The sequence below is a fragment of the Maritimibacter sp. UBA3975 genome, from assembly GCF_002384975.1.
Classification (GTDB): Bacteria; Pseudomonadota; Alphaproteobacteria; order Rhodobacterales; family Rhodobacteraceae; genus Maritimibacter.
In genome coordinates this window covers 480,002-503,156 of sequence record NZ_DGCP01000011.1, presented here as the reverse complement: position 1 = coordinate 503,156, position 23,155 = coordinate 480,002, and the positions used below count along the sequence as shown (strand labels likewise).

28 protein-coding genes are annotated in these 23,155 nt (G+C 65.6%); 16 read left to right on the top strand and 12 right to left on the bottom strand.

The features are described 5' to 3' along the window. Positions 1 to 1,011 (top strand): hypothetical protein, encoded by a 1,011-nt coding sequence (locus tag B2585_RS13355; RefSeq protein ID WP_292023881.1) that lies wholly within the window; start codon positions 1 to 3, stop codon positions 1,009 to 1,011. Between the two features lie 82 nt (positions 1,012 to 1,093). Here B2585_RS13355 and rlmN read toward each other — a convergent pair whose 3' ends face one another. The 5 genes from rlmN to B2585_RS13330 form a co-directional block, all read right to left on the bottom strand. Further along, the gene (rlmN, locus tag B2585_RS13350) at positions 1,094 to 2,278 is read right to left on the bottom strand and encodes a 23S rRNA (adenine(2503)-C(2))-methyltransferase RlmN (RefSeq protein ID WP_292023879.1); all 1,185 of its coding nucleotides are present in this window, start codon (positions 2,276 to 2,278) and stop codon (positions 1,094 to 1,096) included. A gap of 114 nt (positions 2,279 to 2,392) precedes the next feature. Next, positions 2,393 to 2,917 (bottom strand): invasion associated locus B family protein, encoded by a 525-nt coding sequence (locus B2585_RS13345; protein ID WP_292023877.1) that lies wholly within the window; start codon positions 2,915 to 2,917, stop codon positions 2,393 to 2,395. 217 nt (positions 2,918 to 3,134) lie between these two features. Further along, on the bottom strand, positions 3,135 to 4,013 hold the full coding sequence (serB, locus tag B2585_RS13340; protein WP_292023875.1) for a phosphoserine phosphatase SerB: 879 nt from the start codon (positions 4,011 to 4,013) through the stop codon (positions 3,135 to 3,137). A gap of 60 nt (positions 4,014 to 4,073) precedes the next feature. Beyond that, on the bottom strand, positions 4,074 to 4,787 hold the full coding sequence (locus tag B2585_RS13335; protein WP_292023873.1) for a flagellar hook capping FlgD N-terminal domain-containing protein: 714 nt from the start codon (positions 4,785 to 4,787) through the stop codon (positions 4,074 to 4,076). 13 nt (positions 4,788 to 4,800) lie between these two features. Continuing rightward, complete coding sequence (locus tag B2585_RS13330; RefSeq protein ID WP_292023871.1) at positions 4,801 to 5,850, bottom strand: flagellar hook-length control protein FliK; 1,050 nt, start codon at positions 5,848 to 5,850, stop codon at positions 4,801 to 4,803. A 596-nt stretch (positions 5,851 to 6,446) separates the two neighbouring features. On the opposite strand from B2585_RS13330, the gene B2585_RS13325 reads away from it, so the two are divergent. The 6 genes from B2585_RS13325 to B2585_RS13300 all read left to right on the top strand — a co-directional run bounded on the left by B2585_RS13325 (position 6,447) and on the right by B2585_RS13300 (position 10,505). Next, a complete protein-coding gene (locus B2585_RS13325; RefSeq protein ID WP_292023869.1) occupies positions 6,447 to 6,740 on the top strand; it encodes a rod-binding protein in 294 nt (97 codons plus the stop codon). Next, positions 6,727 to 7,080, top strand: a complete 354-nt coding sequence (locus B2585_RS13320) for a hypothetical protein (protein WP_292023866.1) — start codon at positions 6,727 to 6,729, stop codon at positions 7,078 to 7,080. The genes B2585_RS13325 and B2585_RS13320 overlap by 14 nt, the downstream gene beginning before the upstream one ends. A gap of 228 nt (positions 7,081 to 7,308) precedes the next feature. Continuing rightward, positions 7,309 to 8,856 carry a flagellin gene (locus B2585_RS13315; RefSeq protein WP_292023864.1) on the top strand — a complete coding sequence of 516 codons (1,548 nt, stop codon included), beginning with the start codon at positions 7,309 to 7,311 and terminating at the stop codon, positions 8,854 to 8,856. Between the two features lie 85 nt (positions 8,857 to 8,941). Beyond that, complete coding sequence (flaF, locus tag B2585_RS13310; protein ID WP_339717858.1) at positions 8,942 to 9,310, top strand: flagellar biosynthesis regulator FlaF; 369 nt, start codon at positions 8,942 to 8,944, stop codon at positions 9,308 to 9,310. After that, positions 9,307 to 9,714, top strand: coding sequence for a flagellar biosynthesis repressor FlbT (flbT, locus tag B2585_RS13305; RefSeq protein WP_292023861.1), 408 nt, complete (start codon positions 9,307 to 9,309; stop codon positions 9,712 to 9,714). Before flaF ends, flbT begins: the two co-directional genes overlap by 4 nt. After that, complete coding sequence (locus B2585_RS13300) at positions 9,711 to 10,505, top strand: DUF1217 domain-containing protein (protein ID WP_292023859.1); 795 nt, start codon at positions 9,711 to 9,713, stop codon at positions 10,503 to 10,505. Before flbT ends, B2585_RS13300 begins: the two co-directional genes overlap by 4 nt. Positions 10,506 to 10,523: 18 nt before the next feature. On the opposite strand, the gene B2585_RS13295 is transcribed toward B2585_RS13300, so the two are convergent. Beyond that, positions 10,524 to 11,870: a FliI/YscN family ATPase gene (locus tag B2585_RS13295; protein ID WP_292023857.1), complete on the bottom strand. Its 1,347-nt coding sequence runs from the start codon at positions 11,868 to 11,870 to the stop codon at positions 10,524 to 10,526. A gap of 89 nt (positions 11,871 to 11,959) precedes the next feature. On the opposite strand from B2585_RS13295, the gene B2585_RS13290 reads away from it, so the two are divergent. Genes B2585_RS13290 through B2585_RS13250 form a run of 9 tightly spaced genes read left to right on the top strand, consistent with a single transcriptional unit; the run spans position 11,960 to position 16,553 of the window. After that, positions 11,960 to 12,358: a FlgB family protein gene (locus B2585_RS13290; protein ID WP_292023855.1), complete on the top strand. Its 399-nt coding sequence runs from the start codon at positions 11,960 to 11,962 to the stop codon at positions 12,356 to 12,358. 3 nt (positions 12,359 to 12,361) lie between these two features. Next, positions 12,362 to 12,754 (top strand): flagellar basal body rod protein FlgC, encoded by a 393-nt coding sequence (gene flgC, locus B2585_RS13285; protein ID WP_292023853.1) that lies wholly within the window; start codon positions 12,362 to 12,364, stop codon positions 12,752 to 12,754. Between the two features lie 11 nt (positions 12,755 to 12,765). Then, positions 12,766 to 13,068: a flagellar hook-basal body complex protein FliE gene (gene fliE / locus B2585_RS13280; protein ID WP_292023851.1), complete on the top strand. Its 303-nt coding sequence runs from the start codon at positions 12,766 to 12,768 to the stop codon at positions 13,066 to 13,068. Beyond that, the gene (locus B2585_RS13275) at positions 13,065 to 13,334 is read left to right on the top strand and encodes a flagellar biosynthetic protein FliQ (RefSeq protein ID WP_292023849.1); all 270 of its coding nucleotides are present in this window, start codon (positions 13,065 to 13,067) and stop codon (positions 13,332 to 13,334) included. The genes fliE and B2585_RS13275 overlap by 4 nt, the downstream gene beginning before the upstream one ends. Before the next feature lies 1 nt (position 13,335). Then, complete coding sequence (locus tag B2585_RS13270; protein WP_292023847.1) at positions 13,336 to 14,052, top strand: flagellar hook-basal body complex protein; 717 nt, start codon at positions 13,336 to 13,338, stop codon at positions 14,050 to 14,052. A gap of 12 nt (positions 14,053 to 14,064) precedes the next feature. Further along, on the top strand, positions 14,065 to 14,850 hold the full coding sequence (gene flgG, locus B2585_RS13265) for a flagellar basal-body rod protein FlgG (protein ID WP_292023845.1): 786 nt from the start codon (positions 14,065 to 14,067) through the stop codon (positions 14,848 to 14,850). Then, positions 14,850 to 15,305: a flagellar basal body P-ring formation chaperone FlgA gene (flgA, locus tag B2585_RS13260; protein WP_292023843.1), complete on the top strand. Its 456-nt coding sequence runs from the start codon at positions 14,850 to 14,852 to the stop codon at positions 15,303 to 15,305. The genes flgG and flgA overlap by 1 nt, the downstream gene beginning before the upstream one ends. A 14-nt stretch (positions 15,306 to 15,319) precedes the next feature. After that, positions 15,320 to 16,042: a flagellar basal body L-ring protein FlgH gene (flgH, locus tag B2585_RS13255; RefSeq protein ID WP_292023841.1), complete on the top strand. Its 723-nt coding sequence runs from the start codon at positions 15,320 to 15,322 to the stop codon at positions 16,040 to 16,042. Positions 16,043 to 16,049: 7 nt separating this feature from the next. Beyond that, a complete protein-coding gene (locus tag B2585_RS13250; protein WP_292024047.1) occupies positions 16,050 to 16,553 on the top strand; it encodes a flagellar basal body-associated FliL family protein in 504 nt (167 codons plus the stop codon). A 7-nt stretch (positions 16,554 to 16,560) separates the two neighbouring features. On the opposite strand, the gene B2585_RS13245 is transcribed toward B2585_RS13250, so the two are convergent. The 6 genes from B2585_RS13245 to B2585_RS13220 form a co-directional block, all read right to left on the bottom strand. Then, positions 16,561 to 16,941 carry a hypothetical protein gene (locus B2585_RS13245; RefSeq protein ID WP_292023839.1) on the bottom strand — a complete coding sequence of 127 codons (381 nt, stop codon included), beginning with the start codon at positions 16,939 to 16,941 and terminating at the stop codon, positions 16,561 to 16,563. Beyond that, positions 16,938 to 18,023, bottom strand: a complete 1,086-nt coding sequence (locus B2585_RS13240; RefSeq protein WP_292023837.1) for an EscU/YscU/HrcU family type III secretion system export apparatus switch protein — start codon at positions 18,021 to 18,023, stop codon at positions 16,938 to 16,940. Before B2585_RS13240 ends, B2585_RS13245 begins: the two co-directional genes overlap by 4 nt. Beyond that, positions 18,023 to 18,796 (bottom strand): flagellar biosynthetic protein FliR, encoded by a 774-nt coding sequence (locus B2585_RS13235; RefSeq protein ID WP_292023835.1) that lies wholly within the window; start codon positions 18,794 to 18,796, stop codon positions 18,023 to 18,025. Before B2585_RS13235 ends, B2585_RS13240 begins: the two co-directional genes overlap by 1 nt. Next, positions 18,793 to 20,907 carry a flagellar biosynthesis protein FlhA gene (gene flhA, locus B2585_RS13230; RefSeq protein WP_292023834.1) on the bottom strand — a complete coding sequence of 705 codons (2,115 nt, stop codon included), beginning with the start codon at positions 20,905 to 20,907 and terminating at the stop codon, positions 18,793 to 18,795. Before flhA ends, B2585_RS13235 begins: the two co-directional genes overlap by 4 nt. After that, positions 20,894 to 21,616, bottom strand: a complete 723-nt coding sequence (locus tag B2585_RS13225) for a lytic transglycosylase domain-containing protein (protein ID WP_292023831.1) — start codon at positions 21,614 to 21,616, stop codon at positions 20,894 to 20,896. The genes flhA and B2585_RS13225 overlap by 14 nt, the downstream gene beginning before the upstream one ends. A gap of 130 nt (positions 21,617 to 21,746) precedes the next feature. Continuing rightward, positions 21,747 to 23,155 (bottom strand): hypothetical protein (locus tag B2585_RS13220; protein ID WP_292023829.1); only part of this gene is annotated, 1,409 nt, incomplete at its 5' end.

The following is a 23,155-nucleotide window of genomic DNA, read 5'->3' as shown; positions in this document are numbered from 1 at the left end:
ATGGCGCAGGACAAAACCGAAGAGGCGATGGACCTCGGCATCTTCGGACGCCGGAGCCGACGGGGCGTGGCGCCGTCGGAGTTGCTGGCGGCGGCCCTGTGCTGCCTGTGGCTTGCCGGTTGCGCGGTCTATTTCCTGTTGATGGACGGCGACGTGGCCGCGCCCGGCCCGGCCGGGTTCATCATGACGCTGCTCGCCGTGTTCCTGCCGGTGGCCGTCATCTGGCTTGCGGCTTCCGCCGCACGCTCGGCCCGGATCATGCGGGAAGAGACGGTGCGGCTCCAGTCGACCATCGACGCGATGCGCCACAGCTACCTCACACAGGCCCATGCGCACCACGCCGAGCGAAACCCCGAAGTCGAGGCCAAGATCGCCCGGCTGGAACAGGCGCAGAAGCAGACCGAACAGGCGCTGACCACGTTCTCCACCACCCGAAACCTCGTGCGGGCCGAAGCCGAGACATCGCGGATGGCCCCACCGCAACGGGCCGAGGAACAGCCCTCGCTCGCGCTGGAGCCGCAGGCCGCCGATACTGCGCCGCCGCTTGAGCGCGACGACATGATCCGGGCGCTTCACTTCCCCGAAAGCGCCGAGGACGAGGACGGGTTCGCCGCCCTGCGCCGGGCGCTTCAGGATCGCAAGACCGCGCGGCTCGTGCAGGCCGCGCAGGACGTGCTGACGCTACTGAGCCAGGACGGCATCTATATGGACGATCTGCGCCCGGACCGGGCCCGCCCGGAAATCTGGCGGCGCTTCGCCAATGGCCACCGGGGGCGCGAGGTGGCCGCGCTTGGCGGTATCCGGGACCGCTCGTCACTCGCCCTGACGGCGGGCCGTATGAAAAGCGACGCGATCTTTCGCGACGCGGCCCATCACTTCCTGCGCCGGTTCGACGAGGTTTTCGTGGAATTCGAGGAAACCGCCACGGACGAGGAAATCGCGCGGATGTCCGACACCCGGACCGCGCGGGCCTTCATGCTGCTCGGGCGGGTGACGGGGACGTTCACCTGATCGGTTTTTTTGCGGGCGGTCACCGGGGCGCCGGGCGGTTTTCCACGGCTCTGTCACCCTGCCCGAGACACCGGGCAGGCCCTCAGAGGCCCGCTTCCTTCGCGATCTCGGCTTTCGACTTGCGCGCGCGCTCGGTCTCGGACTTGAGCTGGCCACAAGCGGCCATGATGTCTTCGCCGCGCGGCGTGCGGATCGGCGAGGCATAGCCGGCCTTGTAGATGATATCGGCGAAGGCGCGGATGCGGTTGTTCGACGACCGTTTGTAGGGCGCGCCGGGCCATTCGTTGAAGGGGATCAGGTTGATCTTGGCCGGGATGCCCTCGATCAGCTTCACGAGCCGCCGCGCGTCCTCATCCGAATCGTTCACGCCGTCGAGCATGACGTATTCGAAGGTGATCCGTTCGGAGTTCGAGAGCTTCGGATAGTCCTTGAGCGCGGCCAGCAGCGCCTCGATGTTCCACTTCTTGTTGATCGGGACGAGCTTGTCGCGCACCTCGTCCGTCGTCGCGTGGAAGCTGATGGCGAGCATGCAGCCGATCTCGGCCCCCGCCCGCGCGATCTCGGGCACGACACCGGAGGTCGACAGGGTAATGCGGCGGCGGCTGAGGCTGATCCCTTCGCTGTCCATCGCGATCTTCATCCCGTCGCGCACCGCGTCGAAGTTGTAGAGCGGCTCGCCCATGCCCATGAGCACGATGTTGGAGACAAGGCGCGGGCGTTCGCCCATGCCCTTGCCCGCGGGCACCCAATCGTCGAGGTCGTCGCGCGCCAGCATGATCTGGCCCACGATCTCGCCCGCCGTGAGGTTGCGCACGAGCTTTTGCGTCCCGGTGTGGCAGAACGAACAGGTGAGCGTGCAACCGACCTGGCTTGAGACGCAGAGCGTGCCGCGATCCTCTTCGGGGATATAGACGACTTCCACCTCGTGCCCGCCCGCGATGCGGACGAGGTACTTGCGCGTCCCGTCGGTGGAGACCTGTTTGGACACGATCTCCGGCAACCGGATCTCGAAATGCTGATCGAGCAGGGCGCGGTAGTCCTTGGCGAGGTTGGTCATGTCCGCGAAGTCGCGCACACCCTTCTGGTAGATCCACTGCCAGACCTGGCCCACGCGCATCTTGGCCTGTTTTTCCTGTGTTCCGGCCGCGATGAGCGCGTCGCGCAGCCCGTCACGGGTCAGCCCGACGAGGTTCAGCTTGCCCACCGACACGCCGTCCTTGCGCGGGATCGTCATTACATCCTGGGTGATCGGTGCAGAGGCCGTCATGTGTTTCGCGCTCCTCATGGAATTGCGCCCCATATAGGCGATCATACCACGAATTCAAAAGAAAACGCCCCGGAGCGGTCCGGGGCGCGCGGTGTTCGTCAGGTCGGGCGCGGCTTATTCGCAGCGCTTGCCCGCATCCTCGACCGCCGCGGTGAAGCCCATGAGCGAGAACGTGTCCTCGGTCCGGGTCCCGCGTGAGGAATTGGCGACCAGCACGGCGTTTGCGCCGCTGCGCATCGATGTGATGATCTTCTTGTCGTCCTCGGGGCTTGCCGACCACGCCCATTCACCGTCGGTGAAGAGCTGGTATTCGTCGTCACCGATCGTCAGCGAGACGGTCGAGCCGTCGGCGAAGGGATAGCCGCCGGTAAAGCTCACTTCCCCCGTGCCGGAGCCGGACCGGTAGGACACGAACAGCAGGATATCCCCGCGGCGCACGGCGACCGAGCGCCCGTCCTTCGTGTTCACCGTCTGCTTCGGTTTGGATACGCTCCAACACTCCTGCGGATCGCCTTCGACGAAGACGCTCCAGTCCGTGTTGGCCGCCACCCGGTTGGTGCTTTCCTGTGCCATCGCGGCGCCGGTCGCAGTCAGCGACAACGCGGCAATGCACAGACCCCGTGCGATACGTGATGTCATGTCTAACACAGCCTCCAGCTGCTCTGCCTCTCGGGCACCCTCGTCCCATCCGTCTTTGCGGTGTTCCACGGCGAGGACGCCCTTATCAACCATGTGGCGTCAGCATAACGGGTTTTTGCCGGTTTTTGGAACCCCCGTTGGCGGAAAACCGCGCGTTTTCCTATGGATGGCGGAGTCGTGAATGTCGGCGGGCCCTTGCCGGTTGCGAATCGGTGGGTCAGGCGCGCGCGAAGTCGTCCTTGGAATAGCCCTGGATATAGAGGAGCGCGGTGAGATCGCCGTGGTTGATGCGGATATCGCATTGGGCCGCGACCGAGGGCTTGGCGTGAAGCGCGACACCGGCGCCGGCAAGGTCGAGCATGCCCAGATCGTTCGCCCCGTCGCCCACCGCCAGCACGTCCGAATGGGCCAGACCGAGGCGCGCGGTGATCTCTTCCAGTGCCGCGACCTTGGCGGCGCGGCCCAGAATCGGCTCGGCCACCGTGCCGGTGAGGGTGCCGTTCTCGATCGTGAGCGTATTGGCGCGGTTCTCGTCGAAACCCAGCGTTTCGGCGACGCGCGCGGTGAAGGCGGTGAACCCGCCCGAAACGAGCGCCGCATAGGCCCCGTTCGCGCGCATCGTGGCGACCAGCGCCGCGCCGCCGGGCATGAAGGTGATCCGCTCGCCCAGCACCTTGTCGATGACTGCGGCGGGCAGCCCTGCGAGAAGGCCCACACGCTCGCGCAGCGCGCCCTCGAAATCGAGCTCGCCGTTCATGGCGCGCGCGGTGATGTCGGCCACGCGCGGGCCGACGCCCGCCTCATCGGCCAGTTCGTCGATACATTCCTGCTGGATCATGGTGCTGTCCATATCGGCCAGCAGCATTTTCTTGCGGCGTCCTTCGGTGGGCTGAACCACAAGGTCGACGCCCATCGCCTGAAGGTCATACCAGCTTGACCAGCGCGTGTCCGGGATGACCGGCATGTCGAATTCCGCAGCCTCGTCGGGGGCGAGCCAGCGCGCCTCGCGCCCGCCCCAGGCGCTCATCAGCGCCTCGACGAGGGCGGGGGTCAGAGCGCCTGAGCCCGGCGCGGCGATCAACGTGGTGGTGAACATCGGCCTCTCCGTCTGGTCGCGGAGGGATTAGCGCGGCGCGGGCCGATGTGCCAGCCGGTTCTAGCTGTCGGGCGCGCGCAATGCCTCGACCTCGGCCGCCGGGATTTCGTCGCCGGAGTCGAGGATCAGCACCGTCTGGCCCTCGACAACCTTGGCCTCGACCACCTGCGCATAGACCGACATCGGCTCTTCCGCGATCAGGCTGGTCTGGTTGTAGCTTTGCAGCTCGAACGAGTATTCGCCTTTGGGGAACAGGGTGCCGTTCTGGTCCAGCCCGGCCCATTCGACGGGATCGTTGGTGACGGGGATCTCCAGTCGGTCGACCTGTGCGCCGCTGGCGTCGCGCACGACCATGAAGGTCTTGGTCGCGCCCGGCGCGGGGGTCGGCGTGACCGTGATGGGGGCAAGGTCGAACTGCGCGGACACGGGCGCGCGCGCTTCCATCCCCACCCAGCCGGCGAGGTCGGACATGGACATGACGCCGAGCTGCGTTTGCAACGCCTTGAGCAGGTCGTTGGTCTGAACCTGTTGTTCGACGCCCGAGAAGGTGGCGAGCTGGACCGCGTAGTCACTGCTCTCGATCGGGTTGAGCGGGTCCTGATTTTCCATCTGGACCGTCAGCATCTTGAGGAACGTCTCGAAGTCGGACGAGATCGCTGTGCCCGATCCGGTGTCAGATGCCGTGTCCTGCGCGGTGTCGTCGGCGGTGCGGTCCGGTGCGGCGGCGAAGGCGCCATAGGCGACGCGCGTGCCTGTCTGGGTGACGTCCATCATGTTTCCTTTCGTGTCAAAGCCGCAGGTCCATGCCGCCGCTGGATGTGTGGCGCAGCACTTCGGTGGTGCGGGCATCGGGCTGCGTGGTGTCCGCCTGATCGCTGGTCGCTGTGCCGGACGTCTCCCGGCTGCCGGCGTCATTCCCGCGCGCCGATCCGTCCGAGAAGGCGAAGTCGAGCGAGTCATAGCCCAGCTGCCGCAGTTCCTGTTCGAGGAGCGAAATGTTGCGGCGCAGGAGGTCGAGCGTTTCGGGCCGGTCCGCCGTCAGGGATACGGTCAGGGCGCCGCCGTCGGTGTTGAACGACAGGCTCACCCGGCCCAGTTCTTCGGGCCGCAGCGTGACCTCCACCGTGCCCTCGCGCCCCGCCCGGACGACATCGGCGACCTGCGCCGCGACCGAGCGCGCGGTCTCGGGCTGGGCAAGCAGGCCGGGGTTCGGGGGCTGGGTCGGGGCGGAAGGACGCTCGGACCGGAGCGGGTCGATCCCGGCTACCTCGGCGACGAGCGTGTCGGTCGGAACCTCGGCCACAGGCACACGCGCTTCGCCAGCGGCGAGCTGCGTGGGCGGCGGGGCGGCCGATGGTGTGGGAGGCGTGGGCGTGGTCGTTTCGGTCCTGAACGCGCCCTCGCGCCCCGCTTGGGAGATTTCGATATCGGCTTCCGGTGTCGCCGTGGGTTCCTCGCCTTTTGTCTGTGGGACCGTTGGCGGGGCAGGAGGCCCGACCGGTTGCGATGGGCCTTGAGTCACCTCGGGACTGTGGCGTTGGGGCGCGGGCGCGGATCTGGCTTTGACGAGGGCGTCGGTCGTTTCCGTCGAACCTGAGCGCCCGGCTATTTCCTGCGGCTGACCGAGGGCCGACATGAGCGGAAGCGACGAAGCCTGACCGGTGCGGGCTACTGGCGCCGCGACCACCGTGGTCGCAGCATCGGCGGCATTCGGGCTGGCTTGCGTCAACAGCGCCGTGTCTGCGTGCGTCGGCTGTGGGTTCGTCGCGACCGGAACGATCGCGGCGGTCGTGACCACCGCCGGCTTCAGCGATGGCGCGTGCAGCGTGGTGGTCACTGAGGTCGCGGCTTTCGTCAGTGCCGCAGCCTGCGACGGGGCCGGCGGGACGGGAACGAGGAGTGCGGCAACGTCGGGCGTTTGGCCTGGACTGCCGTCGCGAAGAGGCAGGCCGGTTGGGTCCGGGGACGGTTCATTCAAAGGACTTGCAGGAGTCGGAACAGGCGTGACGTCGGCGGCGAAAACAATTGACGCCGTTTCGGCGGGGACAGGTGCCGGGAGCGGCGTCGGCGGGTTGTCAACCTGACCTTGGCGCTCCGCGTTTGGGGCCTGCGCTGCGTCGTCGCTCTTGGTGCCGGACCGATCAGGACCCTTGCGCTGTTCTTCCGAGAGCGCGCCGTTGTCCTTCGGGGGCGAGCCTTCGGTCCCGGACGCGGCAAACGCGCGCTCGAACCCGGAACCGCCGGGCGGGCCGGAGGCGCGTGGTGAGGGTGTTGGTTTCGCGGAAACCGGCGCGAAGAAAGCGGCCTGCGGTATGGTCATGGTCACTCCGGGTGTTCTGCCACCGAATGTCGTGACTTTCCCCCAAACGGATTACCGAATCTTTACCGCTTGCCGTCAGTCTTCCTGAAAATGCGCAAAATTCGACGGACCAGATGACACCAGTTCTTCCCCCGACCACGCCCGGCCCGCCGATGCCGGCACGCCCCACGAGCGATGAGCAATTGCGCGACGCGGCACGGGAACTTGAGGCGACATTCCTGGCCGAAATGCTGAAATCGGCGGGACTCGGCGAGATGCCGGACGCGTTCGGGGGCGGACCGGGCGAGGAACAATTCGCCTCGTTTCTGCGTCTGGAACAAGCGCGGGAGATGGTGAAGGCCGGGGGAATCGGCCTGTCCGAAACCCTGTTCGAAGCAATAAAGGAGCGTGACTATGGGTCTGTTTGACGGTCATGGCACGGGCGCGGCGCTCGCTGATCTTCTGGAGCGCGAGAAGGCGCTGATCCTGAGCGGAGACATCGACGGGGTCGCTCGCCTTTCGCACGAGAAAGAGCGTCTGATGAGCCGGCTGGCACGGGCGCGCTTCCGGCGCGGAGAGCTTGACCGATTGCGGGAAAAGGCCAACCGGAACAATGCGTTGCTTGAGGCATCCGCGCGGGGCTTCAAGGCAGTTCAGGATCAGATTTCGGCCCTCGCCAAAGGGTCCGAAACGCTCAAGATTTATGGCAGCGACGGCAACCGCGCGGCGATGGGGCGCAAGCCGACGGACTTCAACAAGCGGGCCTGACGCGCCGCGCTAATACCCCGCTTTCGCCTAAAATCCGACGCAATCGCCCGAGACATGTTCACCGTTCTTTTAGCACTCCCGCATCAGGTTGCATCGCGCATCCTGAGGGGGTGGCGCGGACCGGGAAACCGACGTCCGCAGAGGTCAGAATGACTCTGGAACCCGCCCTGAGCGGGCGGACCTCTAACCCGGCGCAAAACGGCGCCGAATGACTGAAGGAACTAGTACATGTCCAGCATTCTGACCAACTCGAGCGCGATGGTCGCGCTTCAGACGCTGAAATCCATCAACTCGAACCTCGAAACGACCCAATCGGAAATCTCAACCGGTAAGTCCGTGGCCTCCGCCAAGGACAACTCTGCCGTCTGGGCGATCTCCAAGGTCATGGAAGCCGATGTGAACGGTTTCAGCGCCATTTCGGACTCGCTGTCTCTTGGCGAATCTACCGTGGCCGTGGCGCGGCAGGCGTCCGAAACCGTCACCGACCTTCTGACCCAGATGAAAGGCAAGATCGTCGCGGCACAGGAAGAGAACGTCGACCGGGAAAAGATCCAGACCGACATCAATGCCCTGCGTGACCAGATTTCGTCGGTCGTCGGCGCCGCACAGTTCAACGGCCTGAACATGGTGCAGGGGACCGAGGACGTGAATGTCCTTTCGTCGCTCGACCGCGCCTCGGACGGCTCGGTCAATGCGTCGAACATCACGGTCGCGCGTCAGGACCTGTCGTCCGACGCCGGTGTCTACGGCAATGGCGGGACGGACCTCAGCGGGAACATCGTCATTTCCTCGACGAACTCGGCCATCGATTCAAGTGCGGCCGCGCGTGACCTGGACCTGACCTTCGCCGGCGCGGGCACGGATGATGTCGACTTCTCGATCGGCGGTACATCGTTTACCGAAACGTTCGACACGAACGTGAACACGACTGTCGACAACCTCGCGGACTCGATCAACGCGCTTGGCTTGACCGGCATCTCGGCGGCGTCCAACGGCTCCGGCGTCCTGACCCTGACCAATACGAACTCGTTCGATGACTCGGCGATTACCTGGGATGTCGGCGGCACGAACACGGTCGCGATCACGAACAACGGCGACTCGAGCGAGGATGCGACAGCGGCTTCCGGCCCGGGATCGGCAACGCTGGTCTACCGTGCCGAGGACATCGCCCTGTCGACGACGGCGCAGGTGAACGAAGGCGACAGCTATCGGATTTCGGTCAACGGCAACAACTACGACTACATCGCGGGCGCTGGCGAAACGATGGAAGACGTGGCCAACGGGCTCAAGACCGCCGTCGATGGTGGCGCCGAGACAGGCGTGACCACGCAGGTGGTGCAGGACGGCACGACCGGGGCGTGGACGGTGCAGGTCGACTATGACGGCACCGATACCACCGCAGGCGCCACGATGGCGCTGGCGATCAATGGCGAGGACGGCGGCACCGCATCGGGCGGGATGTTCGGCCTCGACAATATCGACGTCACGTCGGACTCGGGGGCATCGGCCGCGCTCGGCAACATCGAAACGCTGATCAACAACTCGATCGACGCAGCGGCGGCCTTTGGCTCGGCTGCGGGTCGGATCGAGATCCAGAGCGAATTCATCGGCAAGCTGACCGACTCGCTCAAGACCGGGATCGGGTCGCTGGTGGATGCGGACATGGAGGCGGCCTCGGCCCGTCTTCAGGCGCTCCAGGTGCAGCAGCAGCTGGGCACGCAGGCGCTGTCCATCGCCAACCAGGCGCCGCAGAACATCCTGTCGCTGTTCCGCTAAGGACGGCACTGACGGGGGGCCAAAAAGGCCCCCCGTTTCTCCATCGTGATCCACCCGCGACCGGAAGGAAATTCCCGTGAACGCAATGAACATGGCCAAAACGGCCTACGCCACGAATCAGGCCCCGATCCGCACCCCGCGCGGCACCGAATACGAAGCATTCGCGCGCGTGACCCGGCGGTTGAAGGCCGCGTCCGAACTGGGCCGGCCCGGCTTTGCCCGGCTTGCAGAAGCCCTCCATCTCAACAGACAGCTCTGGACGATGCTCGCCGCCGATGTGGCGGAGCGTGAGAACGGGCTGCCCGAAGACCTTCGGGCCCGCATTTTCTATCTCTCGGAATTCACAGCGCAGCATTCGCGCAAGGTGCTGAGGCAGGAGGAGGATGTTGCGGTTCTTCTTGAGGTGAACATGGCCGTGATGCGCGGCCTGCGGACCAAGGAGCAGGCGGCATGAGCGGGCTGGTCCTCAAACTCGGACCCAAGGAGAGGGTCCTCGTCAACGGCGCGGTGATCGAGAACGGCGACCGCCGGTCCCGCCTGTCCATCATCACGCCCGGCGCGAATATCCTGCGTCTGCGTGATGCCATCCATCCTGAAGAGGTCAACACGCCGGTGCGCCGGGTCTGCTACATCGCGCAGCTCGTACTGTCCGGCGATGCCGATCCCGATGAGGCGCGGCTGCAACTCCTGCGCGGGATCGAGCAGCTGAGCCAGGTTCTGACCGACCATGACAGCCGCACGCAGATGTCCCACGCGACCGAGGCGATTGGTGAGGGGCAGTTTTATCAGGCGCTCAAGTCGTTGCGCACGCTTCTGCCCCGCGAAGAACGCCTGATGGCGGCGGGGCGCGCGGAGTGAGCTTTCAGCCGGTCATCCCCTTCGGCGGTACGGCCGGTTGGGCCTTTCTGGAGCGCACGCGCGAGGCCCAGCAGGCCGCCTTCGACCGGTCGCCCGCGATCCAGCGGGACGTTGAGTACTTCGCCGAGAACATCGGCAAGGTCCAGACGGCCGAGGACCTGGTCGGGGATTACCGGCTGATGAAGGTCGCCCTGGGTGCCTTCGGACTCGACGACGATTTGCCGAACAAGGCCTACATCCGGAAAGTTCTGGAGGAGGGGTCGCTCAATCCGGACAGTTTCGCCAATCGCATGGTCGACAAGCGCTACCTCGCGCTGACTGAGGCGTTCGGGTTCGACCTTGAGCCGCCGAATACTCAGTTGTCCGATTTCGCCGACAGCATGACCGGGCGCTACATGACGCGCCAGTTCGAGATTGCGGTTGGGGAGCAGAACGCGAGTATGCGACTCGCACTCAGCCTGGAGAGGGACCTGAGCGAGATCGTTGCGAGCGACACGTCCGGGAACGGGCGATGGTTCAGCGTGATGGGGAACGAACCGCTGCGCCGGGTATTCGAGACGGCATTGGGCCTGCCGTCCTCATTCGCAGCCTTGGACATCGACCGGCAGGTCGAAGAGTTTCGGGATAAGGCGCGCGCGGTCTTTGGCGACGGCGAAATCAGTCAGTTCGCCGAACCGGACCGATTGGAAGAACTCAACCGTTTGTTCCTTGTCCGGTCCCAGATCGCTGAGGGGCAAAGCGGCATGAGTTCCGGCACGATCGCGCTGACGCTCCTGCAAAGCATCCGCTGACCCGAACTTCGGAGGCAATCACTCAGACGTCGTCCCTTCCTGTGCGGGCTCAGGCATGAGGCATCCCGCGAGTGCGCGGAAGCTGGCGGCAACGTCTTCGGGTTCGTCCTGAGAGAGAAAAGCGTCGAGCTGCGGGAAGCTGTCGATGGCTGTGTCGAGGTTCGGATCGCTCCCGTGGGCATACAGCCCGGCTTGGATCATCATCGCGGAGCGGTCGTAGGTGCCCAATCTTTGCCGCGCGGCAGAGATCAGCGTGTTCTCAGCTTCGCTCGCACAGCCGGGAAGGGCGCGGGAGACAGAGCGCAGAAGGTCGATCGCCGGGAACCGGCCGCGCTCGGCGATTTGACGATCGAGCACGACGTGGCCGTCCAGAACCCCGCGCAGGATGTCCGCGACCGGCTCTTCCATATCGGACCCGGCGACGAGAACCGAAAAGACCGCGGTGATGTCTCCGGCCGCACCAGCGCCGGGACCGGCACGCTCACATAGCGCCGTGATCTGGTGCGCGGTCGACGGAGGGTAGCCACGCAGCGACGACGCCTCGCCGGCCGCAAGCGCGATTTCACGGTGTGCCTCGGCGAACCGGGTCACGCTGTCGGCGAGGAAGAGGACATGGCGCCCGTTGTCGCGAAAATGCTCCGCCACCGACATGGCCGTCAGGGCACAACGCCGCCGCGCCAACGGTGACATGTCCGAGGTCGCCGCCACGACGACCGCCCGGCGCATGCCCTCCTGCCCGAGGACGCGCTCGACGAATTCCCGCACCTCCCGTCCACGCTCGCCGATGAGCGCGATGACCACGATGTCGGCGTGAATTCCGCGCGCGAGCTTGGCCAGAAGCGTTGACTTGCCCACCCCAGATCCAGCGAAGAGGCCGATCCGCTGGCCGCGCACGATGGGCAGCAGGGTGTTGAAGACGCGCATCCCGGTCTCGAGGCGGTCCCCGAGGGCGCGCCGGGCGGTCGGGTTGGGTGGGCTGCCCCGCAGGGCGCGGGGCGTGGGGCCGCGAAAGATCGGATGGTTGTCGAGGGCGCGCCCGAACGGATCGACGACGCGTCCGATCCAGCTGTCGTCCGGTGCTATGCGGCCCTGACCGACAAGGGTGACAGCGGCGCCGATCTGCAACCCGTCGATGTCGCCGTCCGGCAGGACCGTGACCCTGTCGCGCCCGAGCCCCAGAACCTCGCCCCGGCGCACATCCTGCCCCGGCGTGTCGATTTCGACCATGTCGCCCTGCGCGGCCACATGGGAAAGGCCCGACACTTCGATCGTTCCGCGCCCGATCCGGTCCACCCGGCCGATATCATGGGCCGGATGTATCGCGCGAACCTCGGCATCCAGGTGTTCGAACCCAATGTACGGCATTCTGCGGCCCTGTTTCTGCGTCTTTGAAAACCGTTTCTAAAGGAATCACCGTTAAGCCGGGGTTTAAGCAGATCGAGGGAGAAGCCCCGATGTTCGATAAACTGGAAATCTTTCGCATGGCGCAGGGCCTCGCGGTGCATTCTGCCGCCCGGCAGGCCGCTATTGCCGAAAATATCGCGAACGCCGATACCCCGGGGTATCGCGCCCGCGACCTTGCGCCGTTCGAACAAAGCTATCAGGCCGGGACCGGCGGCACGATGCGCGCGACGCGGCCGGGGCATTTCGGTGACGCGGGCGTTGCGGACCCGGTCGACCTCACACGCCTCACTACCACGCGATCCGGCGCCACATCGCCCAACGGAAATACCGTATCTCTCGAGCAGGAGATGATGGAGGCCGCCGGTGTGAAGGGCAAACATGACCGCGCCCTGGCCATCTATAAATCCGCGCTGAACATCATGCGCACGTCGGTCAACGGAGGGCGATAGGCGATGTCGGACCTCATGCAATCCATCAAGGCCGCGTCATCCGGCATGCAGGCACAGGCCGGCCGCCTGCGCTTCGTGTCGGAAAACATCGCCAATACCGATACGCCGGGGTACCGGCGCAAAGTCGTCGCCTTCGAGGAACATGTCGAAGGCGGGCACCACACCGGGCTGGTCGAAACCGGCCCCGTGCGGCTCGACCAGCGGGATCTGCCGAAAATCTACGATCCGTCGCATCCGATGGCGGACCCCGCAGGCTACTACGACGGCTCCAATGTCGATCTGGTGGTCGAGATCGCTGACGCGCGCGAAGCGCAGCGCAGCTACGAGGCGAACCTCAAGATGTTCGATCAGGCCCGGCAGATGTCCAAGGGCCTGCTCGATCTGCTCCGGCGTTAGGAGGGTCCAGAATGGATTTGAAATCAGCACTTGCGACGCAGGGATACGTCTCTACCCGCCCGGCGACCCAGCCGAAGCCCGGACCGGGCGGGGCGGAGGCGGGCGACGCGTCGTCCTTCTCCAAGGTGGCAGAATCCCTCGAACAGACCGTTCGCAACGGGGAGCAGACAGCGCTCGACGCGATGACGGGCAAGGCCGACCCCCATGCGCTCGTCCAGGCGCTCGCCCAGACCGAGCTCGCCGTCGAGACCGCTGTCACCGTGCGCAACAAGGTGGTCGAAGCCTATCAGGAAATCCTGAGGATGCCGATATGACGGGTGAGGCCATCTTTTTCGATGCCATGCGCGCCGGGCTTTGGAACGCGGTGATCGTCTCGGCCCCGATTCTTGCCGTGGCGCTGGTTTCGGGCGTCGCGGTCGGCCTGTTTCAGGCACTGACCTCGATCCAGGAAATGACGCTGACTTTCGTACCCAAGCTCGCGGCCATTCTCGCGGTGTTCTGGGTGTCGATGAGCTTCATGTCCTCGACGCTCGTGAGCTTTTTCCAGTCCACGATCATTCCCCTGATCGCGGGAGGCTGAAATGGACAATGCAGGCTACACAACGCTCACGCGGCAGTCCGGGCTTCTGGCCGAAATGCAGGCCGTCGCGAACAATATCGCCAACGCGTCCACGACCGGATACCGCCGCGAAGGCGTGATCTTTTCCGAGTTCGTGGCCGCGCTGGGCGCAGACGATCCCTCGCTGTCAATGGCGACGGCCAACGTGCGCGACACGCGGATGGAACAAGGGCCGCTCACCCAGACCGGGGGCAGCTTCGACTTCGCCATAGAGGGCGACGGGTTCTTCATGATCGAGGGCCCGATGGGGCCGATGCTGACGCGGGCGGGGAGTTTCACGCCGAACCAGGCGGGTGAACTCGTGACACCGGATGGTTTTCGCCTCCTCGATGGTGGCGCCGCGCCGATCTTCGTTCCGCCCGACGCGCAGATCGCCGTGGCGGCGGACGGGACGGTGTCGGCCGATGGTGATCCGGTCGGAGGTCTCGGCCTGTTCCTTCCGGCCGATCCGAACGACATCCGGCACCGCGACGGGGTGCGGTTCGAGGTGCCCGGCGGAACCGTTCCCGTGATCGAGGGGGCCGTGATCCTTCAGGGGTTCCTGGAGAATTCCAACGTCGATGCGGTCGGCGAAATCGCCCGGATGATCGAAATCCAGCGCGCCTATGAACAGGGGCAGGCGTTCCTTGAACGCGAAGACGAACGTATCCGCGGTGTGCTTCGCACGCTCGGCGGTTGAAAGGAGTAGACCATGCGCGCGCTCAAGATTGCTGCCACCGGGATGCTGGCCCAGCAGATGCGGGTCGAGACGATCTCGAACAACCTCGCGAACATGTCCACGACGGGCTACAACGCGCGGCGCGCCGAGTTCGCGGACTTGCATTACCAGCAGATGACGCGGCCCGGCACGGTGAACGCGACCGACGGCACGGTGTTGCCGACAGGGGTTCAACTGGGCCTTGGGGTGCGGCCCGCTGCCGTCACCATGATGATGCAGCAGGGCGCGTTGGTGCAGACCAACGGCGAGCTCGACATGGCGATCGAGGGGAAAGGCTACTTCGAGGTGACGCTGCCGTCGGGGGCCGCGGCCTATACGCGCGACGGCGGTCTCAAACTGACCGGGGACGGGCTGATCGTGACGTCGGACGGCTTTCCGGTCGTGCCGGAAATCACGATCCCGACCGAGGCGCGCTCGGTCTCGATCAATGCCAATGGCGAGGTCTACGCCTATTTCGACGACCAGGTCGAAGCGCAACTGCTGGGCCAGTTCACGCTGGCGCAGTTCACCAACGACAAGGGGCTCGAGGCGATCGGGTCGAACAATTTCCTTGAGACCGAGGCATCGGGGCCGCCCCTCGTGGGCGAACCGGGGGATGAAGGGCTGGGCACGGTGCGGCAGGGATACCTCGAGCAGAGCTCGGTGGATGCTGTGCGCGAAATCACGGAACTGATCGAGGCGCAGCGCGGCTATGAGCTCAATTCCAAGGTGATCACGGCGGCCGACCAGATGCTCAGCGCGACGACGCAGGTGCGTTGATGCGCTTCGTTGTCCTGATCCTCGCGGCCATGACCGCCGCCCCCGTTTCGGCCGACACCGTGATCGCCGCGCGCACGCTTCGGGCGCAATCGATCATCGGCCCGGCGGACGTGACGCTTGCCAAGGGCGATGTCGTCGGCACCTACCGGACGCTGGACGAGGTGCTGGGGCTGGAGTCGCGCGGCGTTCTGTACGCCGGGCGCCCCGTGCGGATCGAAGACCTCGGGCCGCCCGCGATCATCGACCGCAATCAGGTTGTCCCGGTGATCTACAACAGCGGGACCATGCGCATCATGGCCGAGGGCCGGGCGCTGGGCCGCGCCGGGGTCGGCGACATGTTGCGGGTGATGAACCTGGCCTCGCACGCCGTGATCAGCGGGCGGGTTCTGGAGGACGGGACGGTCACGGTCTCACCGCCCGGCCGGGCTTTTTCCGCGACACGAATGACGAACTGACAAGGACGAACCAGATGCGACTTCTCGCTGCACTTCCCCCTGCCGCGCTGGCGGCACTCATGGCCTGTGACCGGGTCGAAAAGATCGGGCAGACGCCTGACATGAGCCCGATCACGGCCTCGGCCGAAACCCACGCGATGACAGTGGCCGCGCTGCCGACCGATCTGCCGGCGCGTCGCGACGCGGACAATGCCTCGCTCTGGTCCGGCAACCAGCATTCCTTGCTGGGCGACCGTCGGGCACAGAAGACGGGCGACATTCTGACGGTCGTGATCGAGATCGACGACGAGGCGGAGTTTTCCAACTCCTCGGAACGTGGCCGGTCGGGGTCCGAGAGCATGTCGGTCGAAAGCTACCTCGGCGTGCTCGAGGGGCAGCCGTTTCAGCAGACCGGGATCAATCCGAACGTCTCGACGAATTCGTCCTCGGCTTCGGCAGGCGACGGATCGACGCGGCGGAACGAAAAACTCACGCTGCGCGTGGCGGCCACCGTGATCGGCCAGCTTCCCAACGGCGTGCTACAGATCCAGGGGCAGCAGGAGGTGCGCGTGAATTTCGAACTGCGCGAACTTCTGGTGACCGGCTACGTCCGGCCCGAGGACATTTCGCGCCAGAACGAGATTGCGTATGACAAGATCGCCTCGGCCCGGATTTCCTATGGTGGGCGCGGCCAGATCACAGACGTCCAGCAACCGCGTATCGGTCAGCAGGTGACCGATATCGTGATGCCGTTCTGACGGGGCGCTGATGGGCAAGATCCTTCCTCTCCTGCTGGCGCTGATCGGCCTTGGCGGCGGCGTTGGCGCGGGCCTCATGCTGCGGCCCGAACCGGAGCCGGTCGTGTCCATCGACCCCTGCGGTGACGGCAGCCCGGCACCGGTCCGCAGTGCCGTGGCGGAGCCGGAAGAGGACGACGAGCCCTCGACGACCGAGTTCGTCAAGATCAACAACCAGTTCGTCATTCCGGTCATGAAAGGCGGAAGCGTGGCCGCTCTCGTCGTGATGGCGATTTCCGTGGAAGTCGAGCAGGGCAGCCGCGAGGGCGTCTATCAACGCGAGCCCAAGCTGCGCGATGCGTTCCTGCAAGTCCTGTTCGACCACGCGAATGCAGGCGGCTTCGACGGGGCTTTCACGGCGGGGCCGAACATGCAGACCTTGCGCACCGCGTTGACCGAGGTGGCGCGTGGGCTGCTCGGACCGATGGTGGTCGATGTCCTTATCACAGATATTGCGCGGCAGGATACCTGACGCGGGCTCAGCGCCCTTCGTTTGCCCGGCGTTGTGCCTGTTGGCGCTCGTCGGCCTTCAGCGTCGCGCCGAGCTGCTCCAGAACGTCAGCCCGCCCGAAGGCGCGTTGCGCGCTTTTGCGCTGCCGCTCCTGTTTGGAACGAAGGTCGGCTAGGGCGCGTGACAGGGCCGCGCGCTCGCGCCGGGCCCATGTGAGCCAAGCACCGATCTGTTCGGCCGCGTTGCCATCTTGCGCTGATGCCAGCAGTCGGGCCTTCTCGGCGTCGAGGGTTGCGATCCTGTCGGCCAAGGCGCTCGCCCCGTCCGACAGGGCGCGCAGCTGCGACAGCTCCTTGTCGAGGATCATGCGCGTGATGTCCGCCATCCCGTGAAGTGCCTGCCGGTTCATCCGCGCGCCCGTGCCTTGCGTCGGATTTCCTCGGCAAAGCGGATGGCGACCGCAGCGGCCTGATACTGGTCAGGCCGAATCTCCTCGCCGATCTCGACGGTGGCATGAATCGCGCGGGCGGTCGGCGGGTCTCGGTGGATCGGCACGCCGGCCTCCTGCGCGGTTTCGCGGATTCGGGCCGCGACTTCGTCCACACCTTTCGCAACGCAGACCGGCGCGGCGCCGGGAAGCCGCGACCATTTCAGAGCCACGGCGTAATGCGTCGGGTTCACGACGACCACGTCGGCCTCAGGAACATCCGAGAGCATCCGGTTCATCGCAATGTCGTAGCCGCGCTGGCGGCGGGCCTGTTTCAGGTGCGGATCACCTTCGTTCTGCTTGGATTCGTCCATGACCTCCTTGCGCGACATCCTGTTCTTGCGCAGGTGTTCCTGCTGCTGCCAGATCAGGTCGATCCCGCCGATTACCCCGGCGATGACCAGAACGATGAGCAGGAAATCGAGGCAGAGGTCGAGGAGCACAGCGGTCGCGAGGCCGGGTGTCAGGCCGATCGTGCCCAGCATCTCGGGCAGCCGGCGCCACAGGAAGATGCCGAGGACGAAGGAATAGATCGTGAGCTTGGCAAAGCTCTTGGCGAATTCGAACAGGCCCGCACGCCCGAACTTGTTCTTCGCATTCGACACCGGCGAGATGCGCGACAGCTTCGGCGCCAGTTTCTCAGGTGCCACGACGAAGGCACGTTGCGCGATGATGGCGAGAAGGACCGCGATGGCGGGGATCGCGAATAGCGGGCCGATGGACGCGGCGACGTCGCCCAGCAGGGTGCCTGTGAAAGACCGGCCGCCGCCGGAGAAGGCGTCCGACGCCAATGGGCCGGCGTGCCGCAGAAGACCCGCTAAAGCCTCGCCCAGTCCGGCGAGTGACGTGGCCCCGATGGCCGAGCCCGCGACGAGCAGCCCGAAATAGGCGATGGCGGTGTTCAGGTCGGCGGAGCGCGCGAACTCGCCTTTCTTGCGGGCATCGTCGAGCTTCTTCTGTGTCGGCTCGTGTTCCTTGTCGGCAGCGGCGGTTTCGTCGGACATCACGGCGCTCCGAAGGGGGCGTCGAGGAAGGCGAGAAAGGCGTCGCGCCACGTCTCAAGCATCAACGGGGCGGTCAGTGCCAGCAGGATCAGACCGCCGGCCGTGATCGCGGGTGCGCCGACGAAGGCGACCATGAGCTGCGGCATGGCGCGGTTGATGACGCCAAGCGCCACGTTATAGATGAGCGAGGCGATGACGAAGGGTGCGGCCAATGTGAAGGCGAGCGCGAAGGCGCTGCCGATCCAGCCGACCCCCCATTCCATGACGAGCTGCGACCCGGGAATACGTCCGGGCGGAAACACGTCGTAGGAGCCGATCAGGACCTCGGCGATGCGCACATGCAGGTCGAACATGACCGCGAGGGCGAGCCCGCCCAGAACAAGGATGTGGCCCATTGCGGGGAGAGGTTCGACCGCGGCATTGCCGAAGATCTGCGACAGGGACGTGGATTGTGCGGCGATGGTGCCTGCGATCTCAAGCGCCATCACGAAGAGCCGGATGCTGATCCCGATGGCGAGACCCGCGAGCACCTCGGCCCCGAGCCAGAGCGGCATACCGCCCTGCGCGACAAGGGGCGCATACTGTGCGTTGACCGCCGGGCCGACGATGGCGGTAAAGGACACGGCGACGCCGAGCCGGATCCGGGCGGGCACCAGCCGTTCCCCGAATGCCGGCAACAGGGCGGCTGCCGCGCCCACGCGCAGGAAGGTGGCGAAGGTGGCGAGAAGCACGGCCTCTCCGATTTCGAACAGGGACGCGACCTCTCCGATCACATCTGCACCATGCCGACGAGCGACGGGCGCGCGTCGGTTCCGATCTCGTCGAAGGAAAATACGGGTGTGGCCAGACCCTTTGCGGTCAGGACTGTGCGCAGGAACCGCCGCCGCCGGGCCGACGTGACGACCGCCGGGTAAATGCCGCGCTCGCCCGCCTGCGCGATGCGTTCGGCCAGCCCGGAGGCGAGTTTGTTGAACAGGTCGGGCGGCAGGGCCAAGTCGCTGCCGCGGTCGCCGTCCATCTGGTAGGTCAGGAACGACTCTTCCCATTCCGGCGCCAGTTGGACGAGCGGCAGGGTCCCGTCTTCGCGCTTGACGTCCGCGACCAGCTGAAACCCGAGCCGTTGGCGCACATGCTCGCAGATCGCTTCGGGCGTCGGGAGGGCGGTGCGGCCTTCGGCGGTCGCCTCGAGGATCAGGGGCAGATTGCGGATCGACACGCGTTCTTCCAGCAGAAGCCGCAGAACCGAGAGGAGAAGGTCGACCGGCACCTTGTCAGGGATCAGTTCATCGAGAAGCCGCTGGTTCGCCTCGGCCCGCACCGGGTCGGAGAGGTTGGTGAATTCAGCGAGGAGCAGGCGCAGGCCCTTGAGTGTCAGCAGACGCGCGAAGTTGCGTTTCATGACTTCCAGCAGGTGGGTGGCGAGCACTTCTGTCGGCGCGACGACCGTGGCGCCCTGCATCGCCGCGTCCTCCTGAGCATCGGTCGCGATCCAGCGCGCGGGGGCACCATAAACCGGTTCGTTCACCGTCTCGCCGGGCGGCATGTCGATCTCCTGGCCCGAGATAATGGCGAGTGCGCGACCGGGGAAAAGCACGTCCCGCGCCTGCTCGACGCCCTGGATCTGGATGACGTAATTGCCCGTCGGCAGGCTTGGATCGTCGGTCAGCCGGATCTCGGGCAGGATCAGGCCATAGGTCGCGGCGACATGGTTGCGCATGTTCGCGATGCGCGCGTCGAGGCCCGTGGAGGGGTCGAGCACCATCGTGACGAGGTCCGAAGCGAATTCGACATGGATGTCGTCGAGGTCCAGCACGTCGCCGAGGGAATCCTTGCGCGGGGCAGGTTGCGCGGCCTCCTCGGCATCGTCAGCCGCCTGCTTTTCCGCGCGCAGGCGGATCGTGCCGCGCCAGGCGGCGAAGCCAAGGGCGACCGAACCAGTGAGGAATGGAACGAAAGGCAGGCCCGGGACGAGTGCGAAGAGGCCAAGCAGCACCGCGACCGTACCAAGCGCGGCGGGGTAACGGCCGAGCTGGGCGAAGAAGGCGAGGTCGGTGGAACCGGATGCGCCACCGCGGGCGAGAAGCAGGGCCGACGCGATCGAGATGATGACCGCCGGAATCTGGCTTACAAGACCGTCGCCGACCGTCAGGATCGCGTAGGTCTCGAAGGCGCGCCCCAGCTCCATGTCATGCAGCGCAACGCCGATGACCAGGCCCATCACGAGGTTGAGCAGCGTGATGAGCAGGCCCGCGATGGCGTCGCCCTTCACGAACTTGGACGCCCCGTCGAGCGACCCGAAGAAGGTCGTTTCCTGTTGCTCGAGCTCACGCCGCGCCTTGGCCTCCTCATGGCCGATGGCACCGGAGGAGACGTCGGCGTCGATCGCGAGTTGCTTGCCGGGCATCCCGTCAAGCGCGAACCGGGCGCCGACTTCGGCCATGCGCGCGGCGCCCTTGGTGATAACCATGAAGTTGACGATGAGCAGAACGCCGAACACCACGAGGCCGAGAAAGATGCTGCCGGACATCACGAAGCTTGCGAAGCCCTCGATGACATTTCCGGCGGCGCCGGTGCCGGTGTGGCCGTTGCCTATGATGAGCTTCGTGGACGACACGTTGAGCGAAAGGCGCAGCATCAGCGACGCCAGCAGGACGGTCGGAAAGGCCGAGAAATCGAGCGGCCGTTCGATGAACAACGTGACGGTGAACATCAGGATCGCGAGTGAGAAGGACGCGGCGAGGCCGATGTCGAGCACCCAGGCCGGCATCGGAAGGATCATCATGACGATGACCGCCATAAGGGCCATCGCCAGCAGGATCGTCGGGTGGAAGACCCGGAAGAGGACCGTTCGACCCGAAGGTCCGTTCGCGTCAACCAGCGCCATTGAAGTCGATCAACCTTGTTGTCGAGGAGGGCCCGAGCGGCACGAGCGACCCGGTCGAACGGGCGCCCGCCCCGGCCTTTAGCAGTGGGAACGTGTTCACGCGGGTGGCGGACTGCGCCGGAGGCGGAACCGGCGACGATGCTGCCCGGATCGGGGAAACCGGTTCGGGCAATGGGCTGTCGACCACGTTCGCGAAATGCTCGGCGAAGATGGCCTTGTAGCGGTCCGCGTGTTCTTTGGTGCGTGAATGGTACGCGCCTGCAGCTTCGGTCCAGTCGCCCTTCTCGTCATACAGACGCGTGAGGAAATCGGCCGCGTAACGTCCACCCGCAACAGGATCGAACATCTCTTCGAGCGAGGAGAAGGCCTGATGGTGCCATTTGTAATTGAGCTGGAAGCAGCCGACATCGAAGCTGCGCGCGCCGCGTTTGTAATGTTCGTAGGCATACGCGCGTGCATCGTCAGCCGTTTCGAACCAGACCCCTTTGCCTTCCATGTTTACTGTCCAGGGCCAAGGCTGCGTGGTGCCATTCCGGCTGCGCCCTGTCTCGGTCAGGGTTATCGCCCTCAGGACGGCGACCGGTACGCCACTTTCCCGCGCGACGAGGGCGGCCGCCTGATTGCAGATTGCAGACGCATCGCCACCGGCACGGGTTGGGAGCGCTGCAAAACACAGTGCAATGACGGAAGCGACGGCGAGGCGCGCCAAGAACCACGCGCCGTTTCGTGTGCCAGAGGCCCGGGGGGCTCGTCTCATATCGTCCTCCGCGGCAGTTCTTGCCGGTCGGCGTCGGTATAAGCGCTGTGCGTTTACAAAACGTAATGGCTGGGCGATTCGGTTATTCTGGCTGAACGTCGTCGGTTGCCCCATCCGGGTTCCCGTCTATTCCGACCAAAAGCGCATCGATCGTCGCGCGTGCAGTCCGGCTCGCCGCGATCAAGGCTTCGTTTCGCGCCAAGGGCGGGTCGGTCCGGTCGGCAAGGGGCGTATCAATGTCCTGCATGAGCGCACCCGCGGCGCCGAACGGCGTGCCCTCAGCCAGCGCAAGCTGTTCCCAATCGCCGGCACGCCAAGCCTCGCGCAAGGCCTCCCCCTCCTCGCCGAGTTCGGCGTAGGTCTGACTGGCGCCAGCGTGGTCTTGGGCCATCGACATTGCGGCAGCACGCAGTTCCAGGGCGGGCTTGTTGTCGAGGCCCGCAAGGTAACCGACAGCGACTCGCGGTTTGGACTGGGCCAGCGCAATGCGGGCATAGATCAGGCGGTCTTCAGGTTGCGGAACCGCCGTGCTCCCGCCAAGGACTGCCCGTGCCTGGGCGGGGAACCCGAGGTCGAGGAAGCGGAGAGAGACGTCACGCCGCAACTCCGGTGGCAACGTTGTCGCTTCGCCGATCCGCGAAACGCTGCGTGTCAGGAATTCCTCGTCGGACGGGTCCATGACCAGCAAAGCGAAAACCTCGCGGCTGAGATCGATGGCCACCTTGCCGTCGGCGGTGCCATCGGCGCGGGCACCGTCAAGTCTTTCGAAAGCCTCGCGATATCGGGCTGCCGAGGCGAGGGCACGAATTTCGGCCCGCGCGAGCGCCGCGCCAGTTTCGGTTCCCCTGTGCTCGAATCCGACGCTTTCGACCAGCGCGATCAGATCGTCCGGAACCGGGTCGCCGTGTGCTAGGGCCGCCTCGACGCGTTCGATGAGGGCCGCCGGCAAAAGGTCGTCGGCTGATGCTAGCAGGTCGTCGAGTTTGCGCTGGGCGGCATCCGGCCGGCCGTCCGAAAGCTCCCGTCGCGCTTCCAAGAGGCCGAGGTCCGCGCTCGGCGTTTCGAAGACCCGCGCGGTGGCGGATTGGAGCGTGTCGGCCGTTACCGTATCGCCTATGGCGAGGAACTTGGCGGCAAGACCCGGTCCGATGTGACGCCGAAGGTGCGGTGGAAGGGCGAGAAACGTGCGTCGGATCGCTTCGCCATTGATGGTCTGGTACCGGTAGAGTTGCGGTTGCGCGGCTGCGGCCCAGAGCGCCACGGGCCCGTCGCAGGCCATCTGTGGGATGACGGAGAGCGCCGAACTTGCCTGACCGTCATCCATGATTTCGGCCAACATGGCCAGAATGTCCGGCCGTTCGATATCCGGGCGATATCGCGACAGAACGACAATGGCTTCGGCGCCGAATGTGATGAAGACATAATGGCGGACGAGCGCCGTGACGCCCGCGCCATCCGCCTCATCGAATTCACCGACGATTTCAGATCGGA